Raw genomic sequence first — 16,161 nt, forward strand, 5'->3', positions numbered from 1 at the left:
AGCTGATCTATGCTGAACAGTACCGAAGCATAGACGAAGCAAAATCAGCGATCTTCGAATACATCGAAGTGTTTTATAACCGCGTACGTAGGCACCCGGCTTTGGGCTATGTGAGTCCAGCGGAGTTTGAGCGCAAATGCGCATAACTCAAGTGTCTACTTTTTGTGGGTAGGACCACAGTGAAGATGAGCGAATGTGGAGAGGGAGAAGAATCAGGCTGTAAGTGTGCTTTCGTACTGTTGCAGGACGGGAGTATTTTGGCGGGGAATGGTGTGTGATATAGGGGAATAATAGGAAAGAAAAAACCCTGTAAAAACAGGGTCTTGTCTTCTGGAATTTGGTGGAGGTGGCGGGTTTCGAACCTAATGAAATAACTTTCATATCAATGTGTTACGTCCATTCAGTACAATATTGTGACTAAAGGCTATTTTTAATAGATTCATAGTGCTCTATTACTGCTACTATCCTATCAAATATAGGGCGGAACATATCGAATGATATACTATTTTTATGTTTTTTTACCACTTCGGTTGAAAAGATATGTTTTCCATATGTTGTATCAGTAGCAGCGTCATTACTAGGATTGAAAGATTTTCCATTTACTTTTGTTTTTAGTACGGTATTTTCGAAAAAATCTTCCATACTTGTATCTTTTTTATTTGATAGTGGGGTTAAAACTAAATAAAGGTTTTTACAAATATGTATAAACTCTTCATTTTTAGGGTCAATCCCTGTCCCTTTTAATAGGGTGTTTTTCAAGTATTGTATTATGGCTTTAGGACCAGTGTCATTATCTAAGAGAAGAATTACAGGTGAGTTACTAATGGGTGCTTTGTAATATGAAAATCTTTTTTCATATTGGCGAATGAAATCGAGAAGGTGATCTGCACCACCATGTATGTCAAGTAAGTAGCGTGCTCTTTTTGTATGTTCGTATAGTTTTATTAGTTTCTTGTATTTTTTTTCTTTTTTGTCATGTTCAATTAAGCCTGGATATGATGGAGAAAGGCTTTCAAGAGCACAGCTAATATATATATTATCTGTTTTCCCTTCACAGATTATTAGCGGTTTACTATTATTGTAAAAATTTCTATAAAACAAAAATCTAGAGAAATTAATTTCTCTTGAGTTGAGTTTTTTATTTCTTTTTGTTTTTTTGTTGTTATCTTTTCCTAGTAGTACTTCCTCAATGTCTTCTTTTAAAATCCCATTGATGGATTTGTTTGAAATTATGTGTTGCTCAATTTTTGCGAGGTTTACCCTGTTGTGGCGATCAATGGTATCTATAAAATTAAGTCTACCATGAAGGCGGCTAATTTTTGACTCTAAATCATAGCTACCACCATCATCGGGAATATCGCCGGTCATGAAAAGGTAGTGGCACCTTGAGCGTTCGAGTCTCCAGTAATGTCGATTCGTATTAATCTTCTTGTTGACGGTTAAGCCAGTTACATCTTGTCGTGAGTCTTTGAAATTCACACGAGTTTTTCCATGATTTATAGAAAGCCCGGAACGATGAATTTCTTTTTTTAAGGCGATACCAACTTCATATTGGCCACCTTTATTAATGGCTATTTCAACTGGAATTTCTTTTTTATTAGTAGAAAATGTCAAGTCGTCTGCATATCTTGTGTAATAAAGAGAATGTTTACTAGCAAGCTTTGCAAGACGAATATCCATTGTATGGCATATTAAGTTTGATATGACAGGAGAAGATGGACTTCCTTGAGGTAATGCGTTGTTATAACAAGCGATTTGAGCTATGGTGGTTGCAATATCTGGAAAAAGTTGAAAGTTTCTGTTCTTTAAAAAGAAACCCCTAACTCTACCGAAGTTGAAACTTCCGAAAAAGTCCTCAATATCAGTATTTAGAATAACCCGACGGTTACGGTGTTTTTCTGCATTGGTTATTATTGACTTTTTTCTAGAAAAACCATGAGATAAGGTGCTAATGAAAGGTTTTCCTAGTTTTAGATTTTCGCCTTTTTTTATGTTTATAGCATCGATGCAATCAAGTAAAAGGTGTGCAAGACTAGACTGAATTTCTTTAAGCTGTGGGGCTGGTGCAAATATTACCCGATGCCCACCAGATTTTTTTGGGATGTTGAAACTTCTATATAGATTATCAGGCTTTTGAATGTAAATGACGTTTGTCAGAAATACAGAAGAGATGTTAAGAAGGGATGCCAGCTCGGAACGAGTGGTACAATTGGATAGCCTAAAGTAACGGTCTAGTTTTCTAGATCTTGCTTTCTTTTCGTCCATGATAAACTTCTAATTTTTTGTAAAAAGAGCCTATTGGTACTCTTACGCGTATTGCATGCATTCACATAGTGTAAGCATCTAACTGCGAAGGCGAGTGTTTCGGACGTTTTTGTCAAAGACTGCGAATCGCAGCCCAAAATCTACCAATAGGCTGGATAATACTATCGATAAAACATCAATCACACAAGCCAGCCTGTAGAAACCTGTTAAGAGATCCACCTACCATAAACTTTTCGTAACATGCCCCAATCTTTGTGTCCCATTTGTTGGGCGACCCAAAGAGGGTTCTTTCCTTTGGACAGAAGCATTGACGCGAAGGTGTGTCTTGTCTGGTATGGGTTTCTGTATTGCACTCCTGCAGTCTCAAGAGCAGGAATCCAAATGCGTTTCCGGATGATGTGGTCACCGAGCCATGGTGCATTGGTAGCAGGGTCATGGAATACACGCTCGGATTCAGGGTTGAGCTTGAGTTGAGATTGGAGGGCTTCAAGGGCATCTGGTTGTAGCTCGATGGTGCGTTGACCCGATGCTGTCTTGGTTGTTTTCTCACGTTGTCTGACGATCGTAGTCCTGATATAGACTCGCTTATTGTCGAGGTCTATGTCTTGCCAGCGTAGCGCGATAAGCTCCGAGGTTCGGAGGCCAGACCAAAAGGCAAACTGAATCAGGTTACGGCACTGGCCGTCGAGCTGGGCCTGTACGCTCCTTACCTCGAACAAAAGCTTTATGGACTGGGGTGAAGTGTTCGGTGATCAGGTGATCGCTACGGCAATCCTGGACCGGTTGCTGCATCACTCCACGACCTTGAACATCAAGGGCGAGAGCTACCGGCTGAAAGACAAACGCAAAGCCGGACTGATCCCCGGTATGGCTCAGCAACAGGAGGACGCTAACGACACAGAAACACCAGACTCTGACACCGAAAACGGATGAAAATCGGACAATCTATGTTGGCGAAAAGCGGTCAAACTAGAGTGTTGTTGACACACCGCCACGTTCGGCACGTAGCTGATTAACCCACCGCTTCAATGCGGACTCGCCCACATCAACGGCACGACTGGCCTCGGCCATGCTGTAACCCTGATCGACCACCAGGCTGACTGCTTCCATTTTGAACTCGGTTGAAAACGAACGACGCTGTTTTGCCATTGAACACCTATTCTTCGGCGGTGACTTTACCACCTTGAGTTGGTGTCCGGGATCATTAGGCCACTACACGCTCAAGCTACAACAGAAGGAATTGTCCTGGCTGACTCAGGACCAGATCCGGGAGTTGTTGGATGTTATCCGCTCCCGATCGGCAGGGGCCAACCCTCACCGGGAACTGATTGTGCTGGTTTGCCTAGCAACGGGTGCAAGGTGGTCTGAAGCTCAGAACCTTAAACCGACATCGGTTCGGAACAGGGCAGTGACGTTCAGTAACACCAAGAACGGAAAAGTTCGGACAGTACCCATTTCTCCAGAGCTTGAGGAATGGCTCCAGGAACATTGGAAACGATACGGACACTTCACCAGCTCTATAGGTGCATTCCGAAGGGCTCTGGAGAAAACGACAATAGAGTTACCTAAAGGCCAAGCGGCTCATGTGCTGCGGCATAGCTTCGCTAGTCACTTCATGATGAATGGCGGGAACATCCTGACCTTGCAAAAGATACTTGGGCATTCAGCTGTGACTGTTACTATGCGTTATGCGCACCTGTCACCGGATCACTTTCAGGATTCTATTCGCTTTTCACCCCTATCCAATTTTTGAAGCCAGTACATGACCTTGCCAGCCAGCATAGCCATAAAGACTTGGCCCATCAGCGCTTCTGCCATTGTGAAAATTTTTAAGCTATCAGTGGGTTTAAAATCACCGTACCCAAGAGTTGTCCAGGTTACTACGCTGAAATAGAAGGCATCGTACCAGCCAGTATCAAGGACATCCCCACTGGAATCACAACAGATATTGAAGGACTTGTAGATGACGGCAAAGATCCCAATCATGAAGGCAAGTGAGACAACGTAGAAATAGAGAGCTTCAAACTTGTCATGATTCTGGAAAAAACGAATACTGCTGAAGATGGCAGATCCAATCAGTAGAATGAAAATTCCTGCGATAGCCCAAATACCAATGTGGAATCAGTCTGAGTAGAAACATCATGGTGAGTGTTACACCAATAAAGACAAATACGTCAATGTGTGTACTTAGCTTGAAAAAATCCTTTTTCATCATCCTAAACACCTCATTTTTTCCTTTAAATGAAGAGCTAATTTCAGTGAATCGTTAGTGAGTTCGACACTTGTTCGACACGTGGCTGGATTTTGCAGGGCTAGAAAAGAAAAAACCCTGTAAAAACAGGGTCTTGTCTTCTGGAATTTGGTGGAGGTGGCGGGTGTTTCCCTCTACGCACCTAACCCACTGAAATTGCACCAATTTGTGTAAATTCCTTATCAGGATTACACAGAAAATGGGCACAGGCAAGGGGCACATGTTCCTGCGTATGCTTGCCCCCCGCCAAAAGGTCTTCTGGCAACAGGCGAGGCCGCTAGCAATGCTAAATCGTGGAAGCCGCTGGGCGGCCCCCAGCGGCTGGAAGGATTGTGCAGTGCTTGAGGGCTGACGGTTGTCTGAAGACTAGGGCAAGCATTATTGAGTTGAGTCCACAGCAAAGAGACGACCATATATAGGAGCTTGACTCACAGGAAGGGCCGGAATCTTTACGAAGGGTGCCTTTGGCGTCTATACCCCGAGGATCACATGAAATGGCATATCTGTTTGGCCGCCTGCTCATCAACGTATCATCCATTCAGGCAACAAGGCCGCTATGAGTTCAGCGCGATGCTGAGCGCGCAGTGCATAGACAGGATCTTGGACATGGTTAGTGAGTGATCCTATCAGATTGAGGCGCCTAACCACGCGTTTGTTCACATTGAAGTACCTAATGATGAATCAGAGTGTCTTTGCTTTGAGGCCATGTTTCAGCGGATAGCGTGATACGGAGATAGTAATTATGCTATGATTGGAGTCATTTTGCTGTATAATTATACAGTTATTCTGTGGTCGTTTATGTCTAAATGGGGATTTGTGATGGGAATCAAGGGTCTAGAGTATGTATCCTTTTTTTCTGGTGGGGGGGGGCTAGACTTAGGCCTCGAAGCCGTAGGTTTTGAATCCCTATTAGTGACAGACATAGACGAGCATAGCTGTAAGAGTCTCGAGAATAACAAGGCTCGCTCAAAGAGCAGGCAAAAGCCTTTTCTAAGATATGCTAAGGTACTTCGCTCAGATATTACCGAACTTTCGGGAAGGGATGTTCTTGAGCTAGTAGGAAAAAAACCAGGTGAACTCGCTTTGTTAGCGGGTGGACCGCCCTGCCAAGCATTCAGTGTATTTGGAAAGAGAAAAGGGTTGGATGACCATAGAGGGCAGCTAGCCTATCATTATCTTCGAATGGTTGCAGAAATTCAACCAGAGTCCTTTCTATTTGAAAATGTATATGGAATTCTGACAATAGAAAAGGGAAAAGTATTTGAAGAGCTATGTCATAAACTAAGTGAGCCATCTCCAGGCATACACTACGAAATCTCTGTTCATCGAGTAAATGCAATGGATTTTGGGGTGCCGCAATCTCGAGATCGTGTTTTTGTCTTTGGTAATCGAAAATATAAAAAAATACCAGCGCCAACTGCAACACACACTAGTAACCCTCAAATGGCATTGGACAGTTTTCTCTTGCCGTACAGAACTGTGAGAGATGCACTTTGTGGGCTGCCGGTAATGGGTGAGGGTGGTTTGGAAAATCATACAGGCCGGAAGCATAGTGATAGAATTAAAGAGCGTTATGCTCTTCTTTCACCGGGTGAAAGAGATCCTAAAACAAGGATAAATCGTCTGGACTTAAACCGCCCTAGCCACACCATAATTGTGGGTTCAGATGCAGGAGGGGGTAAGGGACATGTCCACCCAACGGAGCCAAGAGAGGTTACTCCTAGGGAAAGTGCCCGTATGCAGACTTTTCCTGATTGGTGGGCATTTTCAGGAACATCAAGACATCCCATACGACAGATTGGAAATGCAGTACCTCCCATCCTAGGTGCAGTGATGGGGAACTTGATGAGGAAGCATTACTGGGGATTAGAGGAAATACCAATGCATACGATTGTTGATGTTTTAGATCAGACTCACTTGTACGAAAGGGAGCTATTCAGTGAGTCTGAGGTAGTTAGCAGTTAGTAACTAATCCAATCAAGATGCGTCTGACGAGAGGGGAATGTTTGAACAGTTCCCTCTTCAATCCAACACAACACCATTCTGTGGTAGTCAAAGATATATTCTTCTATCCAGTCTTCTAAATAACCCTGTGGGTTGCGATCAAGTACTATATAACGTTCAGTTTTTGCTAAGAAATCTGACTTTTGTCTAAAGTAATACTCTTCTAACTGAGATATTGCTTTCTTTAACTGAGAAGAAAGGTTTGCTTGTGTCCAACTTTTAATCTCAAACAACCTTCCAATACCTTGTGTCTCTGTGTATAAATCATAACTTTTAGTTGACTCATACGGAGTTTCACTCATGTTTAATATTATTTTTGCTAGAGCTTCGACGGTGTTTGCATGGAGTTCGTTAGCACGTTCTAAAAGTCTTGCTTTCTGCTCGGGATCCGTTGAGGTTGCTGCTGCAATTCTGAAGCGCCTTGGCTCGTCAGCCAATTGATAGACACGATTAGCCCGGGGAGTTGTTGACGTGCTTGATGTCACCTGAGTAGGTGCTTGTGTCGTAGCCTGACTATTTGGTAATCCTACTATTCTCTCAAGAATAGATGTGTCACGTGCAACCCATTCCGTATTAGTAGTGATTTCTCTGATAGCACCAGCAATAACTAGGTGGTGAAGCATCGAGCGAATCCGGCGCTTGGCTGTTGGGGGAACATTGCTACTGGATACACCATGAGTCATAGCATAGCTGAGATCTGTGCCAAGATTATGGTATGGATTTATACAAAAATAAAAATCTGCAACTGATAAGGGAGAGTTAAGTCTCTGCAAAAATGCATCAGCCATAATTGCATAAGGACAAAGAAGTTCACGTTGCATATATCTATCTTGCTCGACATAATTAGAGCAAGCTATTTCAAGTACTTCAGATATATTTACTTGGTAAGCTAAGAAGGCTCGCCCAAGAGGAGTTAAATCTAGAGACCCAGCTTCACCGTTAACCAAGCCAAGTTTTGCCCAAGGGTTTGCTCGACGAAATATAGGTCTAAACTCACCTCCGTTATCTTCTCTCCATGTGTGATGTGGAAGAGATGATTCAAGAGCAGGATAAATGGGAGAGTTCGGATCGCGATGGTTAGCTAAAGGAAATCGATTGAATATTTCAGCTCCTATACGTAGTTCTTCTTCGTCCCAAAGGTGCTCAGTTCCTGCCGAATCTAAGCCTGTCCAATAGAGTCCAGTCATCATTTATCTGTTCCATGAAAAAATGAGCACAATTTAATATCAAAAAAAAATCGTTATGTCAAATTCAAATAATTTGATACATTGTATTTAATATTGGCTATTAAGATGTTGGCTACTCTAATTCTACGATTAGTTAGACAATGTAAATTTGAATAATTCTTTTTGTATTTTGAATATTCTGAGAAATATTCCAACCTACTTTTATCTCTTGAATAACATACATTAACTGTCAGATCTTTGATAACAACAGAACCTGGATTTGCAAAGCGTTGCAAATCTACAAAAGCAGCAGTGCTATAAGCACTGCATGCATCCGCACCTTGGTGCGCTTTTTTATCAATTTCACTATTATAATTATCGATAAGGTCTTTGTCAGCTTTGTTATTGAGATCTAGAATTCTATTTATATTAAATAGAATAACCTCTTCATTCTCATGTGTATGTGTTACATGACTAAACCGATTGTTTCCTTTTTCGTCTTTTAGGTATACGCTTTTAAAAAATGAATTGAAGTCATTAAAGAATATATATTTTTTCTCGCTTAACTTTATGTTGCGGCATAACATTTCGCCTAGTTCGCGTATTAGATTTATTGAATGCTTCAGTAGCTGATTTCGCATTTTATAGAGGAAGTTAAATTTGCTTTTGAAACCTTGCAAGCCAATGCGGTTACAACGTCTAATCTCTCCTCCGCAGTCCCGACTATACCAGGCGCCAACAGTTGGATCATCAAATGATTTCATGACGTATTTCATGGCATAGGATGCTGCTTTGGCTGCTTCCTGGCCTTCCTTTAGGTCAGCCTTTAATTTAAGATCCAGACTATAATTAATACAATACTCCGCGCTTATTTCAGCCTTTACGTCATTAACAATTTTAATTAAATGTGGTAAGTGATTAGGTAATAAAAACAAAGCTACATGTAAGTGTGGGCACCCATCCTTGTGCGGCTCAGGTACAGCAAATCCCATTAGATTAATGCCTGCTGCTTTTGCGCGCTTGTAAATAACTCTATGTACCTTATCCTGAATCCATTTTAATGCTTGTCTGCTGCTAGCACCCTTATAGCTACAACGGCCTTTTGCGGGGTTTGAATGGAACTCGGGGAGTGCTGTTTCGGTTAGCAGTACCTGCTCCATTTTTCTTTCATCGGCCATACGCTGTATTAGCAGCATATCAGTCCAAATTTCGGCTTTTTTGTCCGCCGCAGTTGGTGCTACGTCCGCAAGGCAAAAACTAAAAACACCACCCGGCCCTTGTATGTATATAATATTTTGTTGCATGTAAGTTTCGTTATTTTTTGTGGTTTGGCGGCGGTTGCTTTCTATAGCGCTGCTAACATACTGGCATAGTACGCTTTTAGCTTTAACATCACCCACCTGCTTATTATAAAAAGCATACTGTTCTAAATAGTAACCTCTTAGGGTTTTTATTGTTTGAAGTATTGCCTTGAAATTATGCTGCCTATTTTCTAATGCGTTGGGATTCTTTAACCACGAAGAGAATGGGCTATTTATTATAGCGGGTATAATATTTTCACGCCCTTTGCCCGTGTTTGCTATGCGGGCAGCAATACGCACCAGCTGTTTGTTATCTGCATTTGCGATGTTGTTTATAAATTGTTCATTGGGAGGGCATACAGATTGGTTCTGATATGCATAATTTACGTAAAAATTGCTTGCAGCATAGTTTCTGTATTGAGGTATTTGCATAGTACATCCTGTACATATTCTAAATCCTTTTGAAATTGTGAACGATTAAAATTTAATCATTGAATATAAGTATAGATATAAACTAATCTTAGGACAATATAAATAATTTTATATTATTATTCGATTAGTAGTTCCTGTTATAAAAATTTCTAGAAAAAATAGGGCCTGTAGCCAATATTTTCATGTATGAATTGCCATCTTTTTAATATTGAAAGTTGTAGGGTCGTAATCAGTACATCGAGGTGTCATCACGCCCGTGTACTGATTTGATTAGCCCGTCAATTCAATATTCTAACGTCGATGAAGCCATGGAGTTTGATGGCTGGGCGTGGTCAGCTGCCCGTTTCAGAATGTCCAGCTGTGCGTCCAATTCACTTTGAAGCTTGTCCGCAGGCATGTTAAGTGTGATGAGTGCCTGGATCTGCTCAAAGTGCCTTTTTAGTGTCCCTGCATTTTCCAAGGCAGGGTAATCATCAACTGATACAGAAAGCGCCCTCTGAAGTGCCTTTAAAGCTCCAACAGCATGAACATGCCGCTTTTTCACCGCTTCATCCCGATCAATACGCGCACTGAGACTATCAACCTGCTTTTTCAGCCCTGTAATCTGCTTCTGAAATTTGGCCTCAGCTTTTCGTTCGATCCGCTGACGGATACCAAGCCATCCAAGTATCCGGCCAAACATACCATCGTACTTGGACATTGCACGAGCACGCTCATCCAGTGCTGATTTAACCTGTTCTGCTTGCACCTTTAGTTCCGTTGCCTGACGAGTCTCTTCTTTGGCCAGCTGCTTGTGTACCTCAGCTTGCTGGCGTTCTCGTTCCGCGCGCAGTCGCTCTTGTTCAATCATCTTACGCTGATGGTTGGCCTCATCCTGCGATGCATCAACAATGACCTGCGCTTGTATGGCGGCATCAGCCAGATCAGTCTCTATTCTGGATTGAATTGCATCAGCCAAGCGCTTTGAATGCGCCAGTGCATCGGCCTGGGTCTGTTCCTTTTGCCACTGAGCACGTGTCAATCGACGCCGCCCCGGCCCCAGCCTAGCCTGTCCATGGTGTATAGCGACTTCATGATGGTATCGATCCTGAAACCGGCGCATCTCTTTGGTGTAGGCATCATTCCCAGCTTTCTTCCCTTGTGCCGTTCGGTTATTCCCTTGTGCGCGTTTTCGCGCCCGTTCGCCATTGTGGATAATCTGGAAATCGTTTGTCGGCTCAGTGCTACCGATTAAAATGTGGATATGTGGATAAGACTCGTCCCAATGCAGGGCCGCAACCTGGACTAAGTTGGGGTATTCTGACTGCGCGAAGGTAATGACGTGTTCAGCCCAGTCTTGGACTGATGCAATTGCGATTACACGTTCAGCTTCAGGTAGTGCATGCAAATCGTTCAATGAGAGTGGATGGCTGGCGATTAGGCCTATACCCACGTTAGCATCTTTTCGGACTTTACGGCCCTTGCCACTGTGAGTGACTTTGCTTTGATCAGCGGCGGCAACGATTTGCTCAGCCGCATCAGTGAATGAATGACCGAGCAGATATTCGGGTCGGAGTGGGGTGGTAACGTGCGGATGACTACCGGAATCGCGATCCGCTTCCTGTGCGATTGATATCAGGCTGCGTTTTTTTGAGTGTCCTGTACGGGCATATGCCTCGATGTGAATGAATTGATATCCTGCCATGTGAAGTTCCTTTTCATTTCAAAATCCTTGTATGGGTTGTTTTCAATAATTTGGTAAAGCCAAAGTGACCGACTATGTCTTACCTCCATGCGTTGCATTCGGTAAGACGACGCGGCCAGGGGGAAAGCCCCCCTGGACCCCCGAAGAGCGCGCCTAGCCCGCACGCTCTTTGTCCTCGGCACGGCGTTCCCGTGCCAGAGCCTCCATGATTTCATCGCCAACGAGCTCATTGGTCTCAACCCCATTGACCATCAACGCGAGAACCCGGTAAACGTCCTGCTGGAACGTCATGTCGCCTCCGAAGCCATCCGAGTAGCACATCAGCGTGCGTATATCACAGCTGAACCAAGGGTTATAGGCATTCAGCAGGAAATCGCGGATAAAGGTTTTACGTTTCGCATGCGTCAAAAGCCGCTTGACGGCTTCAACGTCTTCAATCGTAAATCGGCTCATGATCAGTGACTCCTGTTAACACGGGTAGAAGAGGCGGCACGTTTTGCGCTGGCCCGGTGGATGTGGGCCTTTTTGCCCGCAATAACATGTCGACGTGCGTTGGGCTTGCCATCAGCGATTTGGAAATCGATGAAGTGCTCGTAGTGGATATGGCTGAGGTCGACGTGGTAGTTCAGACGATCCACGATCTGCTTCAAGGTGCTTAGCTCATAGTCACCACCATAGTGCTCCGTTGTCAGCCCCGGCTCGTGTCCAACCACCGCTGCAATATCCGTTGCCGGGACACCCAACTTGCGCATGCGATGGATGAGTGTATGACGGAAGCTGTGAAACACCTTCTTCTCTCGAATGCGTAAACCAACGAGGTCAAGGTGACCTGGGGTACCACTGTCACCCACGAACCAGCGGCTGGTTTGCTTGATCCATTGATTCTTCTTGTCCCATTTCAGATCGCGGAACAGCATTGCCGCTGTACCATCTGACCGTTTACGTTCATTCCAGAATGTCAGAAAGCCGATGCGTATCAGTTCATTGTGGAGCGGGACTCGACGCTTGGACGATTCATTTTTGCTGCTCTGGCTTTCACTCAAGTCATCGGAGTTGATGAACCAGATACCGTCCTCTTGCTGGATATCCTCCACCTTAAGCTGACAAATCTCGTTCAGCCGCATGCCACTGAAAAGGCCCAGCAATGGTGCCCAGAAATAACTATCCAGCACTTTACGGGTCGATTTCAGGTCTTCATTGACGAATAAATACCGACCGAAGATCTTTTCAATGTCATCATTGGTAAATGAAGCATACGGGTTCAATTTCTTTTTACGAGGGGTCGTGCTGTTGACCAGATCACCCAAGAATTCAGCTACGTTTTCCTTGATATAGCGTTTTTTATAGCACCAGCGGAAAAATTGTTTAGCTAGGCTGATATATGCTTTGGCTGTACTCACGGCAAGCGTTGTATCCGCCTTTTTGCGTCCACGGCGCGAGCTATTGATATCAATGCGACTAATAATGTCACTTTCGAGGCGTTCGATATCCTCAAATTTAATATATCCGATATCTTTATCGGCACCGATAAATTCGACGACTTTGCTCAGGCGTGTAACGCCCTGGTCGGCCGTGGCGGGTTTTTTCCAGCGGCCCTTGACCATCAGGTTAATGTACTCTTGCAAAGCTTGAGACAACGTCAGGCCCTTTGTCCCGCCACCGTTACCGCCACCGCCACCCAGCGCGGCCTGTAATGCTGCGATCTCACCAGCGGCTTGAGAGGGGTCGCTGGCATCAGAGTAGATGCGGTAGCCGGATGGAGTTTGTTCGAAAATAGCTTTATTAGCCGGTTCAATGTATTTGCCTTTGTATGGATCAATAGTATGAGTATTGGCGTTATCCATACTTGTAGTAGGTATATGCTTATGCGCCCTTAGACGAATGGTGTGCTCATCAACTCGCTCTGAAGTATATCGAATATAAGGCGCCAGTAAGGCAGGATTGTTTTGATTGATAGTCGCTAGATGCATAAAAAATTCCCTTTTGTTTATGACTGCTTTAGTCTGAATTAATATTGATTTGACTTCACTGTCATTCAATATATTAATTCTGGAGGTGATTTTGTCAATACTATTATAAAAATATTTTGACAAGGTTATTATTTTGTGGCGAGCATCGGCTGCATTATACGTATTTAGGGAAACACGAATATCTTTGGGGAAACCGATACGTTCGGCATGGGAATGCAAAATTTTAGGTAGCCGAAAGCGGGCATAGTACATGCCAGAGCGACGGTAAGTGTTAGGAATGAGTGTTGCCATCGAAGCCCCCTGATCGATCTCAGTGGGCACAATCAGTGGGCACAGTTCTGTCAGACGTCCGCTGTAGGGATATTGGAATCCACTACAGGCCGCGTGATATCTGGTTTACAGAAAAGGGTGGTGGAGGTGGCGGGTTTCGAACCTAGAATCATGTTAGTAATTTCAATTGGTTATAGGTTTTGGGGCACAGGATTGTGCCCCCCAGACCTCTACATCTAGATACCATGGTCGCTCAAGCGCTCTCTTAGGTTTTGAGGTGCAATGAATACGAAGGCATTTCCATACTTCCGCTTCCTAAGAAGGTTTAGCTCATCGGACATTTTTAGAAGATCAGTTCGTGCCGTCTGATAGCTTATTCTATGAGATGTCTTATGATCTTGTATACGATAGATAGCTCCTGGATTATCTAACGCATGTTTTAGAAGTGAAAGCTGTCGGTGATTTAATTGTCCTCTTGCCTGCGACTTCTCCAAAAGGTCTTCTGCTTCATTAAGCTCAACCGCTTTCCTTTCCAAATACTGATGTAGTGCCACAACGGCTTTATTTATTATCTCTATTTGATGAATAAGAAAATATGTTAGGTCATTAGAGTCTGTTTCAGTATGCAAGTATGCTTTTGCATATTGAACAGGGTTTTTCTTAATGATGGTGGATATGGAAATAAACTCCATTAGCCAGTATCCTTGTTTGGCCATGGCCCAGTAAAACAGAGCTCGCGCTGTCCTCCCATTTCCATCGACAAATGGATGGTCATATCCGATCATAAAATGCAGAGTAATTGCTTTTATGACGGGGTGGATAAACTCTTGAGTAGCGTTATTCGCGAAAGCACATAGTCTTTTTAAGCGTTCTTCTAATGTGTTGGCATTAGGAGGAGTATGTAAAATTGTAGACTCACTACTATCTACAACATGAATATCATCATCGATACTTCTTAGCTTTCCGCACTTTTTTGGGTCGTCTAATGTGTCTTTTGTCAAAAGGGCATGAAGTTCTAAAATGAATGACGGTGTTAAATCTTCATCTTTGAATTCTCTAATAAAGTTCATAGCGTTATAATTGTTATAAATCATTTTTTCGCTATGGTCTTTAGGTGTTCTACCTTGCCGCAGCATTTCTTTTGCTACTTCTCTTGTTGTAGAAGCACCTTCTAGCTGACTGGAGCTAATAGACTCCTCAAACAAAGAGCTTACTAGATAAGTATCTCTTGTATGGGGGTTTGTTATGGGACGATCCATCGTAATGCTGCCAGCAGCATTCTGGTCTAGCCAATGTAGCTCTTTATGCAGAATATCCGGCACACAAAAACTGAAAGTGTTTCGATTTTTATCCTGAAAAGGAAGCTCTTTGGAAATTGACTCACGTGCTTTCTTCGTAGCGAGCCAGTACTCTTCGGGTGAGAACCCCTCAGGAGGTACTATGTATTTCAACTTTTCCCAATGTAGATACCTCCCTTTAGAATCGACAGGGCCTACATTGGAACCAAGAACACGAACCATGTGTTCGGTATCTTCCGAGGCCATGAGCTGGTTAAGGATCTGACCAAAGGGCGGTGGTGGTTCAGGTATCTTCATTGTATGTCATTTACTGAAAAGTTAGATATTAGTAGTTTATATAAATCATTTATCCTTTTCTGTCAATAGGAAAAGTCATTTGGGGATCCAGCGTCCATAAACCTTGCGTATCATCCCCCAATCCTTATGGCCCATTTGTTGGGCGACGAACATAGGGTTCATTCCGGATGACAGCAGCATGGATGCGAAGGTATGTCTTGTTTGGTAAGGGTTCCTATATGTGACTCCGGCTGTTTCCAATGCTGGAATCCAAATGCGTTTACGAATGATGTGGTCACCAAGCCACGGTTTTCCGGTAGTTGGATCATGGAACACACGCTCTGAGACAGGGTTGAGCGTGAGTTGAGATACAAGTGCCTCAGAGGCTTTAGGCTGAAGCTCTATGGTGCGGAGGCCGGAAACTGTTTTGGTCGACTTTTCCCGCTGTCTGACGATCGCGGTCCTGATGTGGACTCGCTCACTATTTAGGTCAACATCTTGCCAGCGCAGGGCTATAAGCTCTGAGGTTCGAAGGCCAGACCAGAAGGCGAACTGGATTAGGTTGCGGCATTGACCATCAAGTTGAACAAGTATCTTGTCGATTTCGTCAGGGGTAAATGGTTGCGGCTCTCTTGTTTCTGGGGACAGGTAGCGAAAGCGATCCATAGGGTTCTGGTCGATCAGTCCATCGTAGTATGCATCCTTCAGAGCTTGCCGGAGCGGCCCCAACACGTTGTTGATCCGTTTGTTGGATATGTTGATAGTGTCCAGCCACTCATAGACATGAGCAGTGCTGAATTGGTCCAGAGTCAGGTGGCCGAAATTTGGGATCAGGTGGTAATAGATCGAGCTGTTGTAGTCCCTGATGGTGCTATGCTGGCAGCGTTTTTCTGCCTTACGCACCCATTTCTTGAGCTGTTCTTCTATGGTGACGAGCGCGCCCTTGTTTTTGCCGAACCGAATTGCGTTCTTGCTGGTAGGGAAGTGCTGGCCATAGTCAAAGGTGCCCATGGCAATTTCAAAAAGGATAGCCTCCCGTTTGCGGGAAGCCTCCTTGATTGCTGTTTTTGTGGGTTTAACCCTTAGAGTTTCCCTGCACCGCTGGCCCATATAGGTAAAGTCCAGAACGATGCTTGTAGTGGCCTAATGATCCCGGACACCAACTTAAGGTGGTAAAGTCACCGCCGAAGAAGAGGTGTTCAATGGCAAAACAGCGTCGTTCGTTTTCAACCGAGTTCAAAATG

The 16,161-nt window shown here is 43.9% G+C and carries 13 protein-coding genes and 2 pseudogenes; 4 read left to right on the forward strand and 11 right to left on the reverse strand.

Features of this window, described 5'->3' with window-relative positions:
• Positions 1 to 146, forward strand: a 146-nt coding sequence (locus CLV44_RS16930) for an IS3 family transposase (protein WP_146140033.1), incomplete at its 5' end; no start/stop codon positions are given.
• A 271-nt stretch (positions 147 to 417) separates the two neighbouring features.
• On the opposite strand, the gene CLV44_RS16935 is transcribed toward CLV44_RS16930, so the two are convergent.
• Entirely contained in the window at positions 418 to 2,265 is a 1,848-nt protein-coding gene (locus tag CLV44_RS16935; RefSeq protein ID WP_106593308.1) for a retron Ec67 family RNA-directed DNA polymerase/endonuclease, read from the reverse strand.
• Positions 2,266 to 2,471: 206 nt separating this feature from the next.
• On the reverse strand, positions 2,472 to 2,984 hold the full coding sequence (locus CLV44_RS17755; RefSeq protein ID WP_211298180.1) for a site-specific integrase: 513 nt from the start codon (positions 2,982 to 2,984) through the stop codon (positions 2,472 to 2,474).
• Between CLV44_RS17755 and CLV44_RS16945 the strand changes: the two are divergent.
• Positions 2,959 to 3,198, forward strand: a pseudogene (locus CLV44_RS16945) (ATP-binding protein); the annotation flags it as partial. The gene CLV44_RS17755 and the pseudogene CLV44_RS16945 sit on opposite strands and share 26 nt — an antisense overlap.
• Positions 3,199 to 3,246: 48 nt before the next feature.
• Here the strand turns inward: CLV44_RS16945 and CLV44_RS16950 are convergent.
• A pseudogene (locus tag CLV44_RS16950) lies at positions 3,247 to 3,414 on the reverse strand (transposase); the annotation flags it as partial.
• A 91-nt stretch (positions 3,415 to 3,505) separates the two neighbouring features.
• On the opposite strand from CLV44_RS16950, the gene CLV44_RS17760 reads away from it, so the two are divergent.
• Positions 3,506 to 4,018, forward strand: a complete 513-nt coding sequence (locus CLV44_RS17760; protein WP_425436468.1) for a tyrosine-type recombinase/integrase — start codon at positions 3,506 to 3,508, stop codon at positions 4,016 to 4,018.
• Here CLV44_RS17760 and CLV44_RS16960 read toward each other — a convergent pair.
• Positions 3,979 to 4,251, reverse strand: a complete 273-nt coding sequence (locus CLV44_RS16960) for a potassium channel family protein (RefSeq protein ID WP_106593312.1) — start codon at positions 4,249 to 4,251, stop codon at positions 3,979 to 3,981. The two genes, CLV44_RS17760 and CLV44_RS16960, sit on opposite strands and share 40 nt — an antisense overlap.
• Positions 4,252 to 5,335: 1,084 nt before the next feature.
• Here CLV44_RS16960 and CLV44_RS16970 point away from each other — a divergent pair.
• Complete coding sequence (locus CLV44_RS16970; protein WP_170069384.1) at positions 5,336 to 6,481, forward strand: DNA cytosine methyltransferase; 1,146 nt, start codon at positions 5,336 to 5,338, stop codon at positions 6,479 to 6,481.
• On the opposite strand, the gene CLV44_RS17270 is transcribed toward CLV44_RS16970, so the two are convergent.
• From CLV44_RS17270 to CLV44_RS17005, 7 genes are all read right to left on the reverse strand, one after another.
• On the reverse strand, positions 6,478 to 7,710 hold the full coding sequence (locus CLV44_RS17270) for a hypothetical protein (protein WP_146140034.1): 1,233 nt from the start codon (positions 7,708 to 7,710) through the stop codon (positions 6,478 to 6,480). The genes CLV44_RS16970 and CLV44_RS17270 overlap by 4 nt on opposite strands.
• Positions 7,711 to 7,760: 50 nt before the next feature.
• Entirely contained in the window at positions 7,761 to 9,419 is a 1,659-nt protein-coding gene (locus CLV44_RS16980; protein ID WP_106593316.1) for a replication endonuclease, read from the reverse strand.
• Between the two features lie 283 nt (positions 9,420 to 9,702).
• The gene (locus CLV44_RS16985; protein ID WP_106593317.1) at positions 9,703 to 11,103 is read right to left on the reverse strand and encodes a hypothetical protein; all 1,401 of its coding nucleotides are present in this window, start codon (positions 11,101 to 11,103) and stop codon (positions 9,703 to 9,705) included.
• Between the two features lie 153 nt (positions 11,104 to 11,256).
• A complete protein-coding gene (locus CLV44_RS16990) occupies positions 11,257 to 11,556 on the reverse strand; it encodes a hypothetical protein (RefSeq protein ID WP_106593318.1) in 300 nt (99 codons plus the stop codon).
• Between the two features lie 2 nt (positions 11,557 to 11,558).
• Positions 11,559 to 13,364, reverse strand: a complete 1,806-nt coding sequence (locus tag CLV44_RS16995; protein ID WP_106593319.1) for a site-specific integrase — start codon at positions 13,362 to 13,364, stop codon at positions 11,559 to 11,561.
• A gap of 215 nt (positions 13,365 to 13,579) precedes the next feature.
• Entirely contained in the window at positions 13,580 to 14,938 is a 1,359-nt protein-coding gene (locus CLV44_RS17000) for a Fic family protein (RefSeq protein ID WP_106593320.1), read from the reverse strand.
• 75 nt (positions 14,939 to 15,013) lie between these two features.
• Positions 15,014 to 16,048, reverse strand: coding sequence for a tyrosine-type recombinase/integrase (locus CLV44_RS17005; protein ID WP_342748503.1), 1,035 nt, complete (start codon positions 16,046 to 16,048; stop codon positions 15,014 to 15,016).
• Positions 16,049 to 16,161: the final 113 nt, after the last annotated feature.

The sequence above is a fragment of the Marinobacterium halophilum genome (assembly GCF_003014615.1).
GTDB classification, from domain to species: Bacteria; Pseudomonadota; Gammaproteobacteria; order Pseudomonadales; family Balneatricaceae; genus Marinobacterium; species Marinobacterium halophilum.